This is a genomic window from Spongiivirga citrea, from assembly GCF_010671565.1.
In the GTDB taxonomy this organism is placed as follows: domain Bacteria; phylum Bacteroidota; class Bacteroidia; order Flavobacteriales; family Flavobacteriaceae; genus Spongiivirga; species Spongiivirga citrea.
In genome coordinates this window covers 77,331-96,402 of sequence record NZ_JAABOQ010000007.1, presented here as the reverse complement: position 1 = coordinate 96,402, position 19,072 = coordinate 77,331, and the positions used below count along the sequence as shown (strand labels likewise).

Below are 19,072 nucleotides of genomic sequence, written 5' to 3'. Positions count from 1 at the left end.
TAACATGCGAAAGCTTATATCTTATTTTATAAAGTACCATGTTGCGGTTAATGTAATTGTGATTGCTTTTGCGGTTTTCGGAATTTTTGGAGCACTTTCCTTAAACTCATCGTTCTTTCCGTTAACAGAGTCTAAGAATATTTCGATCAATATTGTATATCCAGGAGCTTCACCTCAGGAGGTTGAAGAAGGAATTGTTCTAAAAATTGAAGATAACTTAAAAGGACTCGAAGGTGTAGATCGGGTTACCTCTGTTTCACGCGAAAACAGCGGAAACATAAATGTAGAGATAGAAAAAGGGGAGGATATCGATTTTATGCTGCTAGAGGTTAAAAATGCAGTAGATCGCGTACCAACTTTTCCAACAGGAATGGAGCCTTTGGTAGTTTCTAAAGTAGAAGCAATTAGGCCGACTATTACTTTTGCCATAAGCGGCGAGAATATTCCGCTAGCTACCTTAAAGCAAATTGGTCGTCAAGTTGAAAATGATCTTCGTGCTGTCGATGGTATTTCGCAAATAAATGTGTCTGGTTATCCCGATGAGGAAATTGAAATTGCTGTAAACGAAGGTAGTTTGTTAGCCTTTAATATTTCATTTAACGAGGTGGCTCAAGCAGTAAGTCGCGCAAACATACTTACAACTGGGGGTACGATTAAAACGAATGACGAAGAGTATTTAATCAGAGCTAATAATCGTGCTTATTACGGTGATGAACTTTCTAATCTTATTGTCCGTGCTGATGCATCTGGTACTATCGTTAGATTAAAAGATGTCGCAACTATTCGCGATCGCTTTTCAGAGACAGCGAATGCCTCTTTTTATGATGGAAATCCTTCTGTAAGTATTACTATAACAAGCACAAATACTGAAGATCTTATTGGTTCCGCCGAAAAGGTAAAGGAGTATATTGAGGACTTCAATATTAAATACAACAACGTTCAATTAAACGTTGTTAGTGACGCTTCTACAACACTTACTCAGCGGACCGCTTTGCTAACCGAAAATGCGATAATTGGAATGCTCTTAGTACTTCTTTTTCTAAGTCTTTTCTTGAATACACGCTTAGCATTTTGGGTAGCCTTTGGTTTACCTGTAGCCTTTTTGGGAATGTTCATGCTAGCGCCATTTTTCAATGTCACTATTAACGTATTATCCTTATTCGGGATGATTATTGTTATCGGTATTTTGGTGGATGATGGTATTGTAATTGCTGAAAATATTTATCAGCATTACGAGAAAGGAAAAAATCCAATCGATGCAGCAATTGATGGTACTATGGAAGTGATTCCGCCAATTATTTCTGCTATTATTACTACTATTCTCGCTTTCGGTATCTTTCTGTTTTTAGATGGTCGTATTGGTGACTTTTTTGGCGAGGTTTCAGTAATCGTAATTTTAACCTTGGGAATATCCCTTATTGAAGCACTTATTATCTTACCTGCGCATTTAGCACATTCAAAAGCTATGCGTCAAACTGGTAAAAAGCCAACTACCACTATTGGAAAGATTTTTGGGAAATTGCGATATATCAACACCGTTGGTGATAAGATAATGAGATGGTTGCGGGATAAAATGTATAGTCCTACACTTCGTTTTTCTCTTGAAAATAAGTTCTTCACTTTCTCTTTATTTATTGTTTTTGTTATTCTGACTGTAGGTAGTTTTGGCGGTGGTATAATCCGAGGAGCCTTCTTCCCTCAGATAGCGAGTGATCGAGTGGCGGTAACGCTGAATATGCCAAATGGAACCAATGAAAAAGTAACGGACAGCATCATATCGTTTATAGAAGAAAAAGCGATTGAAGTAAATAAGGAGTTAACTGATGAGTTTCTATCTGGCACAGACAAAGTGCTTTTTGAGAATATTGTCAAAAATATTGGCCCTGGTTCTGCAGCGGCTTCTTTAAGTATTAATCTGCTTCCTGGTGAAGAGCGACCTGATAATTTGCCTTCTTCAGTAGTTACCAATCTACTTCGTGAAAAAGTCGGTCCCGTAATTGGTGCTGAAAGTTTGGTTTTTGGAAGCGGAGGTAATTTTGGTGGCAGCCCAGTTTCAGTTTCATTACTTGGTAATAATATAAAAGAACTGAAAGCTGCAAAAAAGGAATTAAAGGACCTTTTTGAAAGTAATGCTCAGCTTAAAGATATTGTAGATAATGATCCAGCGGGAATCAAAGAAATTAGAATTGAGTTAAAAGAGAATGCATATTTATTAGGACTAAGTCTTCGTGATGTAATGTCACAGGTACGAGCGGGCTTTTTTGGCTCGCAGGCGCAACGTTTTCAACGTGGTCAAGATGAAATTCGAGTTTGGGTGCGCTACGACCGTTCAAACAGATCATCAATTACCAATCTTGATGATATGCGTATTGTGACACCTGCAGGACAGCGTATTCCACTCACTGAAATTGCAAGTTATACCATTGAACGTGGTGATGTGGCCATCAATCACTTAAATAGTCAACAAGAAATTCAAGTTTCTGCGGATTTAAAAGACCCTAAAAACAGTAATCTAGCCGAAATTTTGGCAGAGATCAAACAGGTGGTAGAAGATGATATTTTGACTAAATATCCAACAATAACCCCTTCATTTGAAGGTCAAAATAGAGAACGCAATAAGTTAATGGATTCTTTAGGTCCGGTCGGGTTAATTGTTTTGCTACTAATTTATGTCACCATTGCATTTACTTTTAGAAGTTATAGTCAACCATTCTTACTATTGCTACTAGTTCCATTTAGCCTTCCGGCTGTGGCTTGGGGACATTGGATTCATGGATTTCCCGTTAATATCTTATCAATGCTAGGTATTATCGCCCTTATTGGGATTATGGTCAATGATGGGTTGGTATTAATAGGGAAATTCAACAGCAATTTAAGAAGTGGGATGACTTTTGATACCGCGATTTATGAAGCGGGGAGATCTCGTTTTAGAGCCATTTTCTTAACATCGATTACCACTATTGCAGGGCTGGCTCCTTTGATTTTTGAAACAAGTAGACAAGCACAATTCTTAATTCCAATGGCAATTTCAATTGCCTATGGTATCGGGTTTGCTACCGTTCTTACTTTGATTTTGATGCCTATTTTCTTGTCGTTTAGTAATTTTTGGAAACGAGAATACACCTGGTTGTTTGCTAATAGACCGATTAGTAAGGAGGAGGTAGAAAGAGCAATAAAAGAACAAAAAGAGGAGGAAGAATATCAACCTGAAACCTTAAATGGACATCTTGAAAAATCACAGATTCCAGGGAAGTCAATTGATAATGAAAAAACTGAAGAATTATATGAAGCTTAATAGTAAAACACTATTTCTAGTTCTTATTTGTAGTGTTATAGCCGAATTATCTTCTCAAGAAATTCCTGAAACAATACTTTCTAAAAAAGATGCGATCACTCAAATGTTAGAGAACAACTTTGGTGTTAAGTTGGCTAACAATCAGGTAGCTGTAGCTAAAAATAATAGTAGCATTTTAAATGCTGATTATTTGCCGTCAATAACAGGCAATGCGGGTGGAACGTTTGATCAAAATAACGCCGTCACAGATTTTAATGGAGCGCTTGATAGTGAAGGAAATCCCAGACCAAGTTTTGAAATTAATGATGCGGAAACGAAGCGGTATAATGCTTCGATTAATTTAGACTACACCCTGTTTGATGGTTTAGGTCGGCATTATAATTACAAGCAGTTAAAAGAAGAGTATAACCTTTCACAATTACAAGCTAGAGAAACAATAGAGAATACGATTATTCAACTTTTTAGTGTGTATTATGAAGTTGCACGTTTAACGGAGAATGAGGATGTTTTAAAACAAGCACTGGCAATTACGAAACAGCGTGAAAAAAGAGCTACCTATCAATTTGAGTATGGTCAGGCGAATAAACTTGCTATTTTAAATGCAAAAGTTGATGTAACCACGGATAGTATTAATGTTTTAAACGCTCAACAGCAATTACGGAACGCTAAACGTGATTTAAATGTTGTTTTAAATAGAGCGTTAGAAGAAAGAGCTACTGTAGATACTACTTTGGTGTTTGTAAATGAATTGGTAGTTGATAGTTTTTTGGAAACGGCTAACGAAAATAACGTCCGTTTGCAGCAGGTAGAGCAGGATATTAAAATAAGTGAATATGCTATTAAAAGCGCCAAATCGTTCATTTTACCTACGATAGGGTTAACTGGTAGTTATGGATGGAATCGATCTGAAAACCCGGCTTCAGCCTTTTTCCCGGGTACCACTCAAACCTCAAACAATTTAAATGTTGGACTTAATTTACGGTGGAATTTATTTGATGGAGGTCGTTCAATAGTCGCATTAAAAAATGTAAAGATTGCCAATGAAAGTCAACAACTTCTTAAAAAACAATTGCAGCAACAAGTTTATCGAGATATCGCAAATGCAAAAGACAGCTATAAAAATGCATTGACGATTTACAGATTACAAGAGCAAAATGTGCTAACGAGTAAAGATAATTTTGAACGATCAGAAGAGCGTTTTAAGCTAGGTCAAATCACTAGTGTGGAATATAGACAGGCTCAGCTTAACTTACTGAATGCGCAAACCACAAAAAACGCAGCGAAGTACACCGCAAAACTTGCGGAATTAGCTGTTTTACAATTAAGCGGACAGCTACTAAATGTGGAGTTTTAATTAAAAATGCCTGTAAATATGAACGAACACTTTTTTCAGTGTCCATATTGTTGGGAGGAAATTTCTATGTTACTCGACCCGTCCCTGTCTCAAACCTATATTGAGGATTGTGAAGTGTGTTGCAACCCGATTGAAATTGATGTTACTTTTGAAAATAATGAGTTAGTTAGCCTTACGGTTCGCGATATTGAGCAGTAATTGCTAATTCTTCAGCTCACTTATATCCTTCTTCAATAACTCAATTGAATTTTGTAGTTGCATTAAAGTTGTATTACTATTAGGGTTAGTGTCAATATCAAAACTCAATTTACTAGTTACTTGCCAAAGCTCTTGAATTTCCTTTTGATCGATTTGTACAGGCGGGTATTCTGTGTTAATGGAAATCAACATCAGTTTCGAAGGATCATTTGGTTGCTGTATTTTTTTAACTAGTACACTATCTTTTAAAACTACAACACAAATGGCATTTTTATCAATATCGGAAACACGTTCAATGGCTTTTCCCATAACCCATTCATTGGGATATAAACTAGGAACCATACTATCGCCTTCCACTTGAAAACCTCTAAAAGTTGCATTTCTAAACTCTGGTAGTGGCAAATCAAATGCAGGCAAATTTTGAAACCAATCGACATCCTGTAAGTTATGAGGATACCCAGCAGCAGCCTTTACATTTACCATTACCATATTATCTTTTTCGGCACTATCTACAGTAACCACTTTTGGCATTACGTTTTGATTGGTCTCTAAATGCTGCTCAAAACTTTTACCATACAGCCAAAGCGGATTGATGCGAAATTGCTTCAGGAGTTCGGCAACGACGCTTCCAGTAATTTTAGTTTTACCTCGCTCAATATCGGCCGTACTATTTTTAATACCCAATTGCTCAGCAAATTGTTGCTGTGTAAAACCAAGAGCTTCTCTGACTTTTTTAAAGCGCTGCGCTTCAGTAGTTAACTGCTTTTCCATATTCCAAAGTTACGATAATTAGGAATAATTCCAATTTTTTATTGGATTATTTCCATTTAAAGGGAATTATTCCATATATTTGGAAAAAATCCAAGTAGCGAATGTCATTCGATCGTATTAATGAGAAACTAAATATTCTAGCCGATGCTGCAAAGTACGATGTGTCTTGTGCATCTAGCGGCAGCGATCGTAAGAATAAAAATAAGGGTCTTGGTAATGCGTCCAAAATGGGAATTTGTCATTCATATACCCAGGATGGTCGCTGTGTTTCGCTACTTAAAATCTTATTGACGAATCATTGCATTTTCGATTGCGCTTATTGCGTGACTCGTAAAAGTAATGATGTACAACGAGCTGCTTTTAAAGTTCAGGAAGTAGTTGATTTAACAATCAACTTTTACCGCCGTAATTATATAGAAGGCTTGTTTTTAAGCTCTGGTATTTTCAAAAGTGCCGATTATACAATGGAGCGTTTGGTTGCTGTTGCAAAGAAGTTGAGAGAAGAAGAAAATTTCAACGGCTATATTCATTTAAAATCTATTCCAGGAGCTTCTGATGAGTTAATGTATGAAGCTGGTTTATATGCTGATCGATTAAGTGTCAATATAGAAATTCCAACTAAAAAAGGACTCAAGTTATTGGCACCAGATAAAAAAAGAGAGGATTTTTTGAAACCGATGAATAAGGTTAAAAATGAGATTGTTAAATATACCAATGAAAAGAAAGTACTAAAAAGCACACCAGTTTATGCACCCGCAGGGCAAAGTACACAAATGATCGTAGGCGCTAGTGGGGAAAGCGATAAAGATATTATGTATGCATCGAATTTCTTTTATAAGAATTATAAGCTTAAGCGGGTGTATTATTCTGGTTATGTGCCAATAAGTAATGATAGTAGACTGCCGTCTTTAGGGTCGCCAGTTCCTATGTTACGAGAAAACAGATTGTATCAGACCGATTGGTTGTTGCGATTCTATGGATTTGGGGTCCAAGAATTGTTAAATGAGCAGCATCCTAATCTCGATATTGCGATTGATCCGAAGTTGAGTTGGGCACTGAGGAATCTAAATCATTTTCCTATAAATGTAAATACAGCTGATAAGCATTTGTTAGCGCGTGTACCGGGATTAGGAATGCAATCTGTCTATAAAATAGTACAAGCAAGAAAGTTTAGGAGTTTGAATTGGGATCATCTCAAGAAAATAGGCGTGGCTCTTAACCGAGCCCGCTATTTTCTTATTTGTAATTCCAAGGATTACGAAAAAAGAGATCTAACAGTAGAACAAATACGAAGCCAAATTTTACAAAATACAAGTAGTAAATATCAAGGATATTATAATAACCAACTAAGTCTATTTAATTAACGATACATATTATGGAAGCAATTTATTTATATGACGGTACGTTTGAGGGGTTTTTAACCACAGTTTTTCAAGTTTTTGAAGAGAAACAATACAAAGCAAAGATTGTAAAGCCTAAACATTATCAGCCAGATATGTTTGTTAATACTTCTGATGTAGTAACCGATATGTCAAAAGCCAAAAGAGTTTGGCGATCGCTTAATTTGAAGGCGACAAAAATGGGCGCGAATCAGCTTAGAAAAGCGTTTTTAAGTGAAATTAAAGGAATTGAAAATGTATTACTTCGATATATAATTTATGCATATTCTACCGAGTCATTTATAAATATAGATTATTCTAATAAAGATGTATTAAGGGTATCCCAAATTGCACAAATGGTTGGTCGCGAAAAACACCGAATGGAAGCCTTTGTTAGATTTAAACTTACAAAAGATGGTTACTACTTTGCGGAGATAGAACCTGATTTTAATATAATTCCTTTAATTGAGAAACACTTTAAAGATAGATATGCTGATCAGGAGTGGGTGATTTACGATCGAAAAAGGAAATACGGAATCCATTATGATTTGAATAGTGTGCAGACAGTCGTGTTTGAAAATACTAGTTATCAAAGCGCAGAGGATGTGAACCTTTTAGATGAGTCAGAAGTGCCTTACCAAAAGCTTTGGAAGGATTATTTTGACTCCACAAATATAGAGAGTCGTAAAAATATGAAACTTCATAAACAGCATGTTCCGAAGAGGTATTGGAAGCATTTAAGTGAAAAACAGCCTAGCTAAAGGGGTGTTTTTTAGGTAAATTTTTAGGGAAAAGACCTGAATGAAGAGTGAAAGCTTGGTTGTATCTTCACATCAAATTAAACCATTCAGTCATGCCAGATCAACCTAAATTCAAGTTATGTATTACGATGGCCGGCGCCGTTTCTGCAGGTTCTTACACCGGCGGGGTTGTTGATTATTTATTGGAAACACTTGACCTTTGGGAGAAAGCAAAAGAGAAAAATAGAACTTTAGGAAAAGATCATCCTGATTATGATAAATCAATTCCTATGCATGATGTTGAACTCGATGTTATTAGTGGAGCATCGGCAGGAGGAATTACTGGAACACTTACCATGTTGTCGCTCTTAGACAAGAATCATCAACCTTATAACGAGAATAATCCAAATGGTATCAATAATAAGTTTTATGAAAGCTGGGTGACTATGGCTGATAATGAGGCTGGCGATACGCTGGAAAAGATGTTGCGCAATAATGACATAAAAAGTGAGGTTCGCTCTTTACTAAATACAGATGCTATTGAGGAAATAGCAGATAAAGCTTTAAAGGTAATCAAGGATCGGGATGATATATCCTTTCCTAATTATATATCGCCTGAATTGGATTTAGTATTAACAACAACCAATTTACGTGGTGTTAATTTTAAGGTTGACTTTAGTGGTACTAATAAAAGTGATAATGGGACTGTCATCACTACCCATGGAGGATTTTTTAGGTATAAAATTGCTAATGGAACGCTTCAAAGCGGAATTCCATCAGGAAGTGATGAGCTATTTTATGTAGTTGATCCCAAAAGTGAAAAAGATATTGGTGCACTACGTGATGCAACCTTAAGTACTGCGGCATTTCCAATAGGTTTGAAGTCTAGAGAAATTACTATTGCAAATGAATATATTAAGCGGTTTCCCAAATACTTATTTGGTGATAGTGAGGGTATAACAGCTGAAGTTGTAGAAGGGGATACTTATACATTTAATAGTATTGACGGTGGGCTTATTAATAATGAGCCTTATGGTATTGGTTTAAAAATACTTCGAGAGCGAATGGATGAAAAAGATTTTGATAATGGCAAATACGCTGTTATTATGGTCGATCCTTTCCCAAATAAAGATACTGATACCAGTTTAAAAAGTGGAAACGGCATTTTAGATGTCGCTAAGGGGATGTTTAAATCTCTAAGAAATCAAGTGATGTTTAATCAGGATGGGATTCTAGATGCTTTAAATTTAAAGAATAGAACGAAGTTTTTAATAGAGCCTGTTAGAAAAGTAGAGCAAAATGGTGTTTGGAAGCTGGCTAAGAATGTGTTGGCATCCGCACCAATAAGTGGGTTTGCTGGTTTTTTAAGTGCTGATTTACGGAAACATGATTACCAATTAGGGCGTTACAATTGTCAAGCGTTTTTGAGATATCATTTTTGTGTTGAGAAAAATGCAATTGCAAGTAGGTTGGGAGTTGAAGCTGCTCCTGAAGCTTTTAAACGATTTCGATTTTCGGATGTGCCAAAGGATGAAAGCGGAAATATGTTTTTTCCAATCATTCCAGATATGTGTGTACTTGAAAACTTTAGTGAACAGTTAGATGTTGCAAATCATGGATCAGACTCCAAAATAAAACTTCTTCCATTTCCCTCTGTTCGTTTTGATCGTTTCGAAAAACGGTATAAAAAAGGAATCAAAAAGAGACTGCAAAAGGTTAGCAATGGCTTAATAGATAATACGCTTTTTAGTATTGCAAATTGGCTTTTTCTTAGAGGTAAAATGTACAAGGCAGTTAGCAATATGATCAAGAAAGAACTAAAGGAAGGTGGACTGCTTAAATAAAGTTGGATATTATTTAATAAATAGGATTAGCGCACCAAGTGCCGTTAGAACAAGAATCATTTTTCTATAAAAATCATCTTTTATTCTTTTTACTAAACGAATGCCTATATACAGACCTGCAAGAACTCCGATTACTAATTTGAGGTTTACAACCAAAGAATCGACAGTAATGGTTTTCCAAACAAAGATGTGAAAGGGTAATTTAAATAGGTTGATAAGAAAAAACAACCAGGCTGCCGTACCTATAAATTGATTTTTTGGTAATCGCATAGCCAAGAAAAAGATGTTAGAAAATGCTCCAGCTAGATTACCGATCATAGTTGTAATACCTGCCATAATTCCCATAAAACCTGCGAAAGTAGGATGTGTAGGTACTGTTTTAGATTTTCTGCGATCCCACCAATACATCATAAGGACGCTTCCTAAAATTACTACCCCCATAAGTTTTTTAAACAAGGCTTCTGGAATGTCTTTGCCAGCGAACACACCAATAACAACACCCAGCATCATCCATGGTAAAAAACGTTTAAGAATTGACCATTGGGTGTGACGGTTGTAGTAAATAACTGCAAAAATATCGCCTACTATAAGTAATGGTACTATGAGACCAGTTGATTGTTTCGCTCCAAAAGCGATTGCCATAAGAGTAACAATAATGATTGCAATGCCCTTAATTCCTGATTTAGAAATACCAAGTACAATGGCTGCTATAAATGCTGCTAGCCATGCGGTATTAGAAATTTCAATAGTAGCAGGGAGTACGTACAAGTTGTTTGTCTTATCTGGAAGTTAAAGACAAAGATATTCTAAATTCGATTAAAACGAACCTAGGTATAATACAGGAAACTTTTTTAAACTCCTAAGTAACTGAATTGGAAATTGTAGTACTTTGTTTAGATGAATTTCGCTTCTGAACAACATCTTTTTGCTCAACTACATAAGCAAGAATAAGGAGAATACAGGCCAAAGTGGCGATTACATATTTTTTCATGGTCGAGATAATTTGGGGTTATCTATATCACAAGATTACTAATTTTTGTTAAAACACCAAATATTTCATTAATAATTTTTGTTTTTGTCGTTTTAAATAACTAGAAATTACATAGTTAATATTTCGTTTCATCTGAAAGGATATATGAAGCATTAGATATTCTAAATTAACTAAATCTACTATTGCTTAAATGTAAAATGGTTGTATATTTGCAATCCAAAATATGATAGTCGGCATTATGAACCGAAAGTTAAAAGCTAAGAATTGTATTTTGAGTTTACATCGCGGGATAGAGCAGTAGGTAGCTCGTCGGGCTCATAACCCGAAGGTCACTGGTTCGAGTCCAGTTCCCGCTACAACCGAAAGCCTTGCGTTAGCAGGGCTTTCAGCGTTTTTAAGACTTATTCTTGAAGAAGGAAAAAGCCGAATTAACGAAAAAAACAGTGCCAAAACAGTGCCAGTTTTTGTTATTTCCTTCAAAATCTTTAAAATTTAAACCCCTGATAAACAGCTGTTTACTGTTTTTGTTTTTTGCTTTTTTTAGGACCTTCGGGTTGACGACTTGAGTAGCCTACCGGTTTGTGAGAGTCTAATATACTCTTCATCAATTCCATATGAGATGGGATATTGTGTTTTTTCATATATGCAGATTTATAATCTGGACTATTCTTTACAATATGTTTAATGACTCTTACTTGGGTGTCTAGATCGCATGCCGATATTATACATGAGATAGATTCTATTGCTGATTTGTATGTCATAAATTTGATTTTAAACATTTGCCGAATATCTTTTATTAATTTGGCGACAATATTTGGAATGGATTACTAATTATTAGTATTTTTCCTCAACTAAAACTAGCTAGCAACTACCAGACTTTCAAATATATAAATTTTAAAAAATCAATATTTTATCTATTGTTACGAGGAGAAATCAGAATATATCCTTTTATTACAATTGTACGATTTTCGGTGATATCTTATTTTGATGTTTTATTCTTTGGATTTGATTTTAAATCAGAAATAACAAGATTATGAAAGGCTGCAATAGCAATAAATTTATGTATGGAGACTGATTTACAAAGATGGATTAAAAAAGTTAGAAAATTTCTTTACAAACATTTAGTTTGGATTAACATAATAATTAGTTTGGTTATGTTTTATTTGTCGACTAAGGCATTTATATCCTCTGATTGGCAAAGTATTTTAGAAAAGGCGGGTATTGCCGTTTTATCTACTGGTGTTTTTGCTGCCGTGCTGAAGTCATTGCAGTTTCTGGGATTGTTTAAAGAAGAGTTAGAAAAGATTATTTTAAGTAGCGATTTTGTAGAGCATAGGACTGATTTGGATAACTTATGGAAGAAAATTACTAGTGCCTTATATAAGCAGAAATTCCCTGATTTAAATCATCATATAAACAATGCTATTTTAAATACTTATTTACCAATTAATGAAGATTACTACTATAAAGAAGTTAGAGTTACATTAAATATTCATGAGTTAACAGAAGATTTCATGCTTAGTTTTACCCAAACAACTGAGATTGATGTTGTTGTCGAAAAAGGTGTGAAAGAATGCACTTTCACCCATACATTTCGGAGAGTAAAAGAGTCAGATGATAATATAATAAATGAAAAGGAATACTTTTATGTTGACGATGAAGATTTACTTGAGAAGATAAAAAAAGAACCTAAAGAAGATGAAAATGAGGTAGTAACAAAGTATGAATATACTGTGTCTGACAAAAAAACCTTTACTCTAAAAACGCAGGAGAAGAGGAAATATCCAATATTAAATGACAACTATAAAATTTTTCGCGTTGAAAAATTTACTAAGGAATTTGACGTTAGTATATCATACCCGGATAATGTTAGAGTTTCTTTTTTTAATGTAGGAGTAGCGGAACCATTTGAGAAAAAGCATACGATACATTCTAATACAATTAGTCGGGTACATAAAAAAGGTGTAATTTTGCCATATCAAGGTTTTGGCATCACATTTGCACAAAGAATTAATAGTTAAAGTTTTGTATAACCGATTGTTATTCTTTAATTTGAGGAATCAATCATTCAAATAAACTAGAAAATATGAAATGGCTTAATCCCTTTATTTCGGATCAATCTAATTACCAAATTATTAGAGACGAGGACCTAATGTAAAAGGATATTAATCCGAACTAGCATATAACCCGGTTTCCACCGGGTTTTTTATTCTCCACGATTAAGATGATACTGTTACATTTCTGCTGGATAACCGGAAAAACGGTTAACACTCTTAGACCTAATAGTCAATTTGTTGTTTTTAAGACTAAGGAAGTATTTGGTTTTTTAGACCCACAATGCCTTATTTTTCGTTGTAGGAATGCTAAAAACACCCCGTTAATCGATATTTGGTATAGATATTGTTATGTATTTAGTATCTTAAGGGAATAATTGTATTATCATTATATTTGACCATTAATCAACCAACTTTCTCCCAAATTAAGCATTTTTTGTTATGACTGAGTTAAACGATATTTCGCCTGATTTAAAAGAGCAGCGAATAGAGAACTGGTTTACTGAATTAGTGGGCGCTCTTCGTACTGATCAAATCAAAATTAACAATGGTATTATAGAACCTGAAAAAGAGGATTTTTATGATAAAATGATTTTCGGAGGTTTTGAAGAAATGGTACTTAAGCAACAAGAAGTTTCATCAAAGTTTTACATTGCAAAAATGTTAAATGACTACTTTACGGAATTTACTAAAAGAAAGGCGAAGCCATTAAGATTAGGACTGGATCTATCCAACTCTAAAATATTAGTCTGGGCAGAAATTAAAATGGATGATGAAGATACGGAAGATGCTTTAATTTTAACAGAAGCTGCCGTTAATTCTACATACTCCCAACATGGTTTTTTAATTTCTTCAACAATAGTAGAAGATTGTGATGCGCTTTTGCTCCCGCGGCACTACAAAGAAGTTGACCTTTCAGCAACAGAATCTCTTTAATGGCAAATTTCGATCAGCACATTATTCAGGCTAAGCGTAATATAAAATTCTTAGATTCTGTAGATAATTCAATTCCTGATTTTTGGGATTGGAAGGTTACTACTGTATTTTATGTGGGTGTTCATCTAATGAATGCTCACTTGGCTAAAACTCTTGGTTATACATATAGAACCCATAGAGAGGTTGAACAGGCGATAAATTGTAATAATACCACCTCATTAGGTAAAGTAGATGAAACGACTTATTTAGCTTATACTAAGTTGAGAAACTTATCCAGAAGATCCCGTTATTTGATTCATCATTCTGATAAAAATAGTCAAGTAGCCTGCATGACATACGACAAGCATTTTTCCAAATCATTAACTCATTTAGAAGATTTAATCAAATTTGTAGAAGAAGAGTATGACGTAGTTATACCTAAAATTGGAATTGACTGTATTGAAATAAGCAAGAAAAAACTACCTCATTTTGAATATGAACGGATGGCTGTTTCAATAGGTGACAAGTAGATTTAACTGCTTTTAATACAGTGTCCCAAACAGTGCCACATTTACATAAAATGGCTAGTTTTTGTGCGTTTAATCAACTAATAATCAGAACTATAAAAATGTCAAAAAAACCGACACAGGCTCATAACCCGAAGGTCACTGGTTCGAGTCCAGTTCCCGCTACTAAATAAATTAAGCCTTCACAGAAATGTGAGGGCTTTTTTACTTTAAAAGCCCCTAAATTAGGGGGGAGTTTATGGTAATAGCAGTAGAAGTAGGCCTATTTCCCTAGATCTGGTCGATCTTCATAAAAATCTTCGAACTCCTTCGTAGTTGTGTAGTTGTCTCGTAATACTCTATATACCGTAACAACCAACATGAACTGCCCGAGTACAGTAAAGAGAAATACCCATCCGAAAGAGAAGTTCATAGTTGCAAATATGGTCACCGTTATCAAAACCATAGTCGTTAAGGCCAACCATTGCATTGCTGAAACTTTCATTTTTTTATTTCTAAGTTACTCAAAATAATACATGAATTAATCTTGGATTTGATTCTATTTCTATTTAAAAATGATTAAATTTCATAAAATTTTGTTAACATAAATGATCAAAGGTTTTATTAAGAAGATAGGTGCCGCTAATTTCGTTTTATTAATAGTCGTATTATCTATCATTGTTGTTTCAGAATATATTTATATCGGCGGCAACAAACTTGATGCAATTTTTATAGGATTATGGGCTCCTACAATTTTGGGGTTTATGATTTATCTTAAAAAATCCAAATAATGGATATTGTAATTGTTTATTCAGCAGTGGTTGCCATTTTTTTTATAGGATGGGTCGTTACCGTCGTAAAGGCGTATAATGATACCTATCGAAACAATTAGCCACTTAAAACACTATATTAACCTACGCTATTTTTATAGTCTAGGCTCGTGTCAATATCCTTTACTACCACATCTTCTTGTATATCCATAGCCAAAACAGAGTCAGTGTATTTTTTTAAAAGTGGTTTGGCACCCTGCATAAATTCTAGCTTTAAAATTTCATTTTTAAAATGATGACTAAAAACTGTCGGGTTTCCCGGTTGTTCGTTGTAGAATGGTCGAACTATAAGGGGTTGATGGTTATAATTTTTATTGAATTCTTCCAATATCTTATTGTATGATTTAGTTTTTATAAACGGCATATCACTCAAGCAAATCATATATCCTTTCGTATTTCCAGCTGTGGCTTTAACCCCACATTGTATTGAAGTGGTCATTCCCTTTTGATAATCCGGATTGTGTACCAATCTGATCTTAGCATTTTCTTGAACAAGCTCTTTTATTTCTGATTGATAATGTCCCGTAACAACAATTATTTCAGCAACATCAGCATCGGATAATTGCTGAATAACTTCTTGTATAATAGTGTGCTTCGCAAATGGTAAATTTAGCTTGCAACGTTGCATCCTAGAAGAAAGTCCAGCCGTAAGTGTGATTGCTGTAACCCGATTATCCGCTTGCATCAAGATGTTGTTTTTGAAAGTAAGCTGGCAGCCAAATCCCGATCTTCTGCTGTATTTGCATTCATCAGTACGGATTCATCTTCTAATTTAACTATCGCCACATCCGTATTAATTAATACTTTTCTGGGGCAGGAATATCCCTGAGATAGATAATGCAATAAAATGGGATATGCCTTGGGTTCCCAAATAGTAATTAAGGGCTCAGGAAAGTCAGTTTCAGAATTGTAGAAGCAGGTTGCCACTTTACTAGTATCTCGTTTAGAAACTAATGTGTTAACTGTTTTTTTGTCTAATAGAGGAACGTCACAAGGGACACTGAACCAAGCTGAGTTTGGGTCTTTTTGAAAGGCCGATAATATTCCTCCATAAGGGCCTAAACCCATAAAAGTATCTGAAATAGTATTCTCGATTTCCTGATCATGCGCTAAGGAAACGAAAACCTGCTCGCATACGGGTCTCAAAAGTTCGTTTAGATAGTTTAATTGAGAAGTTCCATGGTAGTCCATCGTCAACTTATCAACTCCCATTCTAGTACTCTTTCCACCACCAAGTATGAGTCCGTTAATTTTTGGAATTTTTGTGGCTAAGAATTCTTTTGTAAAACTTGAAAGGGCTTGTTGATCTTCCTCAAGAAAAAGTGGTAGTTCATTGTAATTAGGTAGTACTTCTTTTATATAAGCGGGTATTTCCTCTGAATCAATACCAATTAGTGCAATCACATTGGTCAACGAATCCTTGCGTTTTATTAAAGAAGCTTCTTTTTTAGGATCAATAATGACTATTTGATTGTTAGCGCGTTCATGATTTCCATTGACAAAAACCAGATCACAATCTCCAAAAAAAGTATGTCTTTGCGTGACAGAAGATTTTGGGTGTGTATCGAATTGATGATAGGATATCTTATCGGTTAATTCTCGTTTAAAAATGGGATTATCAACTTCACCTTCATCATCATGAGAGGCATGGTCTGCATCAACATAACCTATATTGAACTGATTATTGAGTGAATTTGCAATACACTGTGCTATCTGCTGAATCCGATTACAATTACTGCCTAAAAAACTAATTTCATTCCGTGCAAAAAAGCCTTGATTCGGCTTTGTTAACTTCGCATGTTTCTGATGCTTCATGATTTCTCTAAAAATTAGAATAGCCAATAAAACAGCTATCTTTAAGGTTATCTAAAGTACTTTTTTTTGAGTAATTTTCTATTATGAAATCGAGCTATTCGCAGATATATCTTGACTATAATGCAACAACTCCTTGTAGTGAGGAGGTAGTGACGGCAATGCTGCCCTATTTTAGTGAGCATTATGGCAATGCATCTAGCGAGCATCATGCCTATGGCTGGCTATCAAAGGACGCATTAGAAGAAGCGACAAAAGATATCGCGAAACAGCTAGGAATTCAACCTAAAGAAGTCATTTACACCTCCGGAGCTACTGAAGGAATTAATGCAATCCTGAAAGGTTTGTTTTATAAGAGCCGAAAGGAACGCGACCATATTATTACAATAAAAACAGCGCATAAAGCGATGCTTGATGTTTGTAATTTTCTAGAAAAGGAAGGCGCATCAATCACCTATTTGGACGTCGATGCTGAAGGACATATCAACTTACAATCTTTGAAAGAAAGTATAACTGAAAGAACTTTAGTCGTCGCTGTTCTATATGGCAATAATGAAACAGGCGTATTGCAGCCTCTGGATTCAATTTCTGAAATATGTAGGACAAGTAATTGCCCTTTATTTGTCGACGGAACACAAACTCTTGGTAAAATCCCACTTGATGATTTCTTTTCGAAAGTCGATTTTGCATGTTTTTCAGCACATAAGCTATATGGGCCTAAGGGTGTTGGTTTTAATTATATAAGTGAAGAAAAACAGGGTTTGCTGGACGGTCTAATTCATGGTGGAGGACAACAACGCGGTATGCGGGGAGGTACTTATAATGTACCTTTAATAGTTGGTATGGCCAAAGCAGTCGAGTTGGCTATTCAAAATTTAAAAGTGGAACAGCAGCGTTTAAAGCAGCTTAGAGATCTTCTTGAATTGGAACTTTCTGAAATCGAAGCTGTTTCTATTAACGGTAATAATAATCCTAGATTGGCAAACACATCTAATATCTCATTTGATTTTGTAGATGGCCAAAAACTACTTCGTTCGCTTAGTAGGAAGATTGCTATCTCTAACGGGTCAGCTTGTAATTCAGCCGCCGTAGAACCTTCTCATGTATTGACTGCAATGGGGGTGTCACAATCAATGGCAATGTCAAGTGTTAGATTTAGTCTAGGAAGGCACACAACAGAGGATCATGTCCAAAAAACAGTAAAAATCGTCAAGGAAACGGTCGAGAAATTAAGAGCTGAAAACATCCTTTGGGAGCGCAGAGAACCTGTCTAATTCCTCTCATGAATAGGGCCATCTTTTACGCGTAGTTGTCCTCCTTTTTTACCAGAAAATGCACTTAGAATTTCCGAGAAAATACTTGTAGCAATTTCCTCAGGGGTATTGGCTCCAATTTCTAATCCGCAAGGAGCATAAACCCGATTTAAATCCGATTTATTAATACTAAAACCTGACTGATTAAGCTCGTTTTTCATTTTAATAAATCGCTTTTTAGGTCCTAAACAGGCAATATATGATGCATTCGTTTTTAGTGCCTTCTTGAGGTTATTTAGGTCGGTTTTGTAATCATGTGCCATTAAAATAATTGCAGTACGATTATCAATAGTCGACCATGAATTATCCTCTTTAGTGAATAGGCGGGACACAGTTTGCAATCGATCTTTTTTCAACTTTTGCAGATTTCCGGTCAAACTCACATCCCAATCTAAAACCTTGGCAAGATCGATCATTGGATATACATCATAATTATCTCCAAAAATGGCAAGGTGAAAAGGCGCAGGAATATATTCAATAAAAGCGCTTACTTCATGACCATCATATTGATAGTGATATATCCGTGATTTTTTTGTTTCTATTGTCTTTTCGATATCGGGAAGCACAAGTTTTTCAAGTGCACTATCCTTACAATTCTCTAATGTGTTAGTCGAGGTGTCATAATGAAAGGTGCCACCTAGGGAGATGTTTGAGTTTTTATTAGTTAGGGCGGTAATGGTAATGATTACATGAGATCTCCGATTATTGATACATTTTTCAAGCGCCTCTAAAGTGTAATTTTTAGAACTGAGAGGGGAGATCAATACATCGATAATGCCATTACATCCCAATCCTACACCAATCTCATTTTCATCATCTTTTGAGGTGTCATAGGTTACAATAGAGGGCGTATCCTTTAAAATGGCTATTTGTGAACGTTTCAAAGCATCGCCTTCTAAACAACCACCGCTAATTCCACCTTCAAAAATACCAGATTCATAAACTAGCATGCGGGCGCCCTCTCGTCTATATGACGATTCTTCAACGCGAACTACCTGTGCTATAGCACATTTTTCACTATTGTCTTTTTGAGAATTATAAAGTGATAATATGGATTTGATTTCCTTCAT

General features: G+C 35.2%; 18 protein-coding genes and 1 tRNA gene. 11 read left to right on the top strand and 8 right to left on the bottom strand.

Translation table 11 applies throughout. The annotated features are described in order from the left end of the window. Nucleotides 1–4: 4 nt before the first annotated feature. Genes GWK10_RS16250 through GWK10_RS16240 form a run of 3 tightly spaced genes read left to right on the top strand, consistent with a single transcriptional unit; the run spans nt 5 to nt 4,847 of the window. Nucleotides 5–3,295: an efflux RND transporter permease subunit gene (locus GWK10_RS16250; RefSeq protein ID WP_164033456.1), complete on the top strand. Its 3,291-nt coding sequence runs from the start codon at nt 5–7 to the stop codon at nt 3,293–3,295. Continuing rightward, a complete protein-coding gene (locus GWK10_RS16245; protein ID WP_164033455.1) occupies nt 3,285–4,649 on the top strand; it encodes a TolC family protein in 1,365 nt (454 codons plus the stop codon). The genes GWK10_RS16250 and GWK10_RS16245 overlap by 11 nt, the downstream gene beginning before the upstream one ends. Before the next feature lie 18 nt (nt 4,650–4,667). Further along, a complete protein-coding gene (locus GWK10_RS16240; RefSeq protein WP_164033454.1) occupies nt 4,668–4,847 on the top strand; it encodes a CPXCG motif-containing cysteine-rich protein in 180 nt (59 codons plus the stop codon). A 3-nt stretch (nt 4,848–4,850) separates the two neighbouring features. Here GWK10_RS16240 and GWK10_RS16235 read toward each other — a convergent pair whose 3' ends face one another. Beyond that, complete coding sequence (locus GWK10_RS16235) at nt 4,851–5,618, bottom strand: XRE family transcriptional regulator (protein WP_164033453.1); 768 nt, start codon at nt 5,616–5,618, stop codon at nt 4,851–4,853. 101 nt (nt 5,619–5,719) lie between these two features. Between GWK10_RS16235 and GWK10_RS16230 the strand changes: the two genes are divergently transcribed. The 3 genes from GWK10_RS16230 (at nt 5,720) to GWK10_RS16220 (ending at nt 9,581) form a co-directional block, all read left to right on the top strand. After that, the gene (locus GWK10_RS16230) at nt 5,720–6,982 is read left to right on the top strand and encodes a putative DNA modification/repair radical SAM protein (RefSeq protein WP_164033452.1); all 1,263 of its coding nucleotides are present in this window, start codon (nt 5,720–5,722) and stop codon (nt 6,980–6,982) included. Between the two features lie 11 nt (nt 6,983–6,993). Next, nucleotides 6,994–7,758, top strand: a complete 765-nt coding sequence (locus tag GWK10_RS16225; RefSeq protein ID WP_164033451.1) for a TIGR03915 family putative DNA repair protein — start codon at nt 6,994–6,996, stop codon at nt 7,756–7,758. Nucleotides 7,759–7,850: 92 nt separating this feature from the next. Continuing rightward, nucleotides 7,851–9,581 carry a patatin-like phospholipase family protein gene (locus tag GWK10_RS16220; RefSeq protein WP_164033450.1) on the top strand — a complete coding sequence of 577 codons (1,731 nt, stop codon included), beginning with the start codon at nt 7,851–7,853 and terminating at the stop codon, nt 9,579–9,581. A gap of 9 nt (nt 9,582–9,590) precedes the next feature. On the opposite strand, the gene GWK10_RS16215 is transcribed toward GWK10_RS16220, so the two are convergent. Together GWK10_RS16215 and GWK10_RS18585 are read right to left on the bottom strand one after the other, a co-directional pair. Then, nucleotides 9,591–10,349 carry a sulfite exporter TauE/SafE family protein gene (locus tag GWK10_RS16215; protein ID WP_204263158.1) on the bottom strand — a complete coding sequence of 253 codons (759 nt, stop codon included), beginning with the start codon at nt 10,347–10,349 and terminating at the stop codon, nt 9,591–9,593. Nucleotides 10,350–10,440: 91 nt separating this feature from the next. Next, entirely contained in the window at nt 10,441–10,572 is a 132-nt protein-coding gene (locus GWK10_RS18585; protein ID WP_262886666.1) for a hypothetical protein, read from the bottom strand. Nucleotides 10,573–10,855: 283 nt separating this feature from the next. Between GWK10_RS18585 and GWK10_RS16210 the strand changes: the two genes are divergently transcribed. Continuing rightward, nucleotides 10,856–10,928: transfer RNA gene (locus tag GWK10_RS16210), tRNA-Met, on the top strand. Between the two features lie 159 nt (nt 10,929–11,087). Here GWK10_RS16210 and GWK10_RS16205 read toward each other — a convergent pair. Further along, nucleotides 11,088–11,333, bottom strand: a complete 246-nt coding sequence (locus GWK10_RS16205) for a hypothetical protein (RefSeq protein ID WP_164033449.1) — start codon at nt 11,331–11,333, stop codon at nt 11,088–11,090. Between the two features lie 303 nt (nt 11,334–11,636). Between GWK10_RS16205 and GWK10_RS16200 the strand changes: the two genes are divergently transcribed. The 3 genes from GWK10_RS16200 to GWK10_RS16190 all read left to right on the top strand — a co-directional run bounded on the left by GWK10_RS16200 (nt 11,637) and on the right by GWK10_RS16190 (nt 14,071). Next, complete coding sequence (locus GWK10_RS16200; RefSeq protein WP_164033448.1) at nt 11,637–12,593, top strand: hypothetical protein; 957 nt, start codon at nt 11,637–11,639, stop codon at nt 12,591–12,593. Between the two features lie 474 nt (nt 12,594–13,067). Next, a complete protein-coding gene (locus tag GWK10_RS16195; protein ID WP_164033447.1) occupies nt 13,068–13,562 on the top strand; it encodes a hypothetical protein in 495 nt (164 codons plus the stop codon). Further along, nucleotides 13,562–14,071 (top strand): hypothetical protein, encoded by a 510-nt coding sequence (locus tag GWK10_RS16190; RefSeq protein WP_164033446.1) that lies wholly within the window; start codon nt 13,562–13,564, stop codon nt 14,069–14,071. The genes GWK10_RS16195 and GWK10_RS16190 overlap by 1 nt, the downstream gene beginning before the upstream one ends. A gap of 259 nt (nt 14,072–14,330) precedes the next feature. Here GWK10_RS16190 and GWK10_RS16185 read toward each other — a convergent pair whose 3' ends face one another. The 3 genes from GWK10_RS16185 to GWK10_RS16175 form a co-directional block, all read right to left on the bottom strand. Then, the gene (locus GWK10_RS16185) at nt 14,331–14,552 is read right to left on the bottom strand and encodes a hypothetical protein (protein WP_164033445.1); all 222 of its coding nucleotides are present in this window, start codon (nt 14,550–14,552) and stop codon (nt 14,331–14,333) included. Between the two features lie 404 nt (nt 14,553–14,956). Further along, nucleotides 14,957–15,562 (bottom strand): nucleotidyltransferase family protein, encoded by a 606-nt coding sequence (locus GWK10_RS16180; protein WP_239540786.1) that lies wholly within the window; start codon nt 15,560–15,562, stop codon nt 14,957–14,959. Continuing rightward, nucleotides 15,562–16,692: an NTP transferase domain-containing protein gene (locus GWK10_RS16175; RefSeq protein WP_164033443.1), complete on the bottom strand. Its 1,131-nt coding sequence runs from the start codon at nt 16,690–16,692 to the stop codon at nt 15,562–15,564. The genes GWK10_RS16180 and GWK10_RS16175 overlap by 1 nt, the downstream gene beginning before the upstream one ends. An 83-nt stretch (nt 16,693–16,775) precedes the next feature. Between GWK10_RS16175 and GWK10_RS16170 the strand changes: the two genes are divergently transcribed. Then, the gene (locus GWK10_RS16170) at nt 16,776–17,963 is read left to right on the top strand and encodes a cysteine desulfurase family protein (protein WP_164033442.1); all 1,188 of its coding nucleotides are present in this window, start codon (nt 16,776–16,778) and stop codon (nt 17,961–17,963) included. Here GWK10_RS16170 and GWK10_RS16165 read toward each other — a convergent pair. Further along, nucleotides 17,960–19,072, bottom strand: a complete 1,113-nt coding sequence (locus tag GWK10_RS16165) for an XdhC family protein (protein ID WP_164033441.1) — start codon at nt 19,070–19,072, stop codon at nt 17,960–17,962. The genes GWK10_RS16170 and GWK10_RS16165 overlap by 4 nt on opposite strands.